At 59.5% G+C, this 2,120-nt stretch carries 2 protein-coding genes; both read left to right on the top strand.

Annotated elements, in window-relative coordinates:
- Positions 1-1,095 (top strand): cache domain-containing protein (locus V6C07_RS04315; protein ID WP_333535129.1); only part of this gene is annotated, 1,095 nt, incomplete at its 5' end.
- An 86-nt stretch (positions 1,096-1,181) separates the two neighbouring features.
- Positions 1,182-2,120: NADP-dependent isocitrate dehydrogenase (locus V6C07_RS04320; RefSeq protein WP_333535131.1), on the top strand; the 939-nt coding region annotated here is incomplete at its 3' end.

The raw sequence follows: 2,120 nt of genomic DNA on the forward strand, positions 1-2,120 counted from the left end.
GACGAGGCGGGCGTTCCCGGCCAGTGGCTCGAATGGCACGGGCACAACGACTTTCACAAGGTGCTCGTCAACGGCGTCACAGCCTGGCTCAACGGCTGCGGCGCGGTCAACAGCACGCTGTTCGGCTTTGGCGAACGCACGGGGAACACTCCCCTTGAAGCCCTGCTTGTGGAGTACATTTCCCTTACGGGCGACGACGCCGCCGCCGACACCACGGTTCTGCACGAAGTGGCGCAGTTTTTTGAAAAAGAGCTGGACTACCGCATCCCCCACAACTACCCCTTTGTGGGACGCGACTTCAACGCCACCAGCGCGGGCGTACACGCCGACGGTCTGGCAAAAAACGAAGAAATATACAATATTTTCGACACAAAGCATCTGCTGGGCCGCTCCGTACCCATCATCATCACCGACAAGACGGGCCGCGCGGGCGTGGCCTACTGGATCAATACCAACCTCAATCTGGAAAAAGAGCGGCACATATCCAAAAAGCATCCTGCCGTGGGCAAGATATATGATGCCATCATGGCTGTTTACGAAGAAACCGGGCGCACCACCAATTTCTCGCATGTGGAAATGGAAGCGCTGGTGCAGCGCTTCATGCCCGAACTCTTTGTCTCCGAATTCGACAACATGAAGCAGCTTGCGGGTGAACTGGCCGCCAACCTGCTTGTACGCCTTGCCCGAGACAGGGACCTGCTGGACTTCGGTGAAAAGGCCCATGCCAAGATATACGCCTTTGAGCGTGAATATCCCTTTATCCAGTATTGCTACCTCACGGACGCCACGGGCAGTCTCAAATGCTCTGCCATCACCGACCCCACGTACAAGGAAACCTACGACGCCCTGCCCATCGGCTATGACTTCTCCGGCCGAGAATGGTTCAAAAAACCCATGCAAAGCGGCGATCTGCATATCATGGACGTGTACCAGTCGCACTTTACCAACAAGCTCATCATCACGGTTTCCTGCGCCGTCACCGATGAAAAAGACAATATTGTCGGCGTGATCGGTGTGGACATTCAGCTTGAGGAACTGCTCAAGCGCGCCCGCTCCCTCAAGCACGAGGTCGGCGGCGAGGACGATGGGGACTAGACCGCTTTCAGCATCAGACCGGGGCCGGGCTTATATGACCCGGCCCTGCTTCATAATTCACAGCTATTACATAAGGACGGGGGAACATGCGCAAGACTGTGTACTGGATCGAAGGCGACGGCATTGGCCCGGAAATCTGGCAGGCCGCCCGCCCGGTCATTGAAGGGGCCATTCGTGCCGCCGGGGACGACCTTGCCCTTGACTGGGTGGAACTGCTGGCTGGCGACAAGGCCGTGAAAGAATGCGGCAACCCCTTGCCCGAAGCCACCCTGGAAGCCCTGCGCCATGCCGGACTTGCCATGAAGGGCCCCTTGGGAACGCCCGTGGGTACAGGCATCCGCAGCCTTAACGTGGCCCTGCGTCAGACCCTGGACCTTTACGCCTGCATCCGTCCTGTGCGCCACTTTGAAGGGCTGGAAACCCCGGTCAAGCATCCCGAGCGCGTCAACATGGTCATCTTTCGTGAAAATACCGAAGACGTGTACGCGGGCGTGGAATTTGCCGCCAATACCCCCGAGGCGCGCAAGCTTGTGGCCTTTTTGCGCGACGAACTGGGCGTGACCAAGGTCAGCGACGAGGCCGCCGTGGGCATCAAACCCATGACGGAAGCCGGCTCCAAACGCCTTGTGCGCCGCGCCCTGCGCTTTGCCCTGGACCAGAAGCAGGAAAGCCTCACCCTTGTGCACAAGGGCAATATCATGAAGTTCACCGAAGGGGCTTTTCGCCAGTGGGGCTATGACGTGGCCGCCCAGGAGTTCGGCGACTGCACCTGCACCGAAAAAGAACCTGTGGCCGGACGGCTTGTGGTCAAAGACCGCATAGCCGACGCCATGTTTCAGGAGGCGCTGCTGCGCCCCGAACAGTATCAGGTGCTGGCAACGCCCAACCTCAACGGCGATTATATCTCCGACGCGCTGGCAGCCCAGGTAGGCGGCCTCGGCCTTGCGCCGGGCGTGAACATGTCCGACACGCTGGCCTTCTACGAAGCCACCCACGGCACGGCCCCCACCATTGCGGGCAAGGAC

It is taken from the genome of Desulfovibrio sp. 1214_IL3152 (genome assembly GCF_036763055.1).
Lineage (GTDB): Bacteria > Desulfobacterota > Desulfovibrionia > Desulfovibrionales > Desulfovibrionaceae > Desulfovibrio.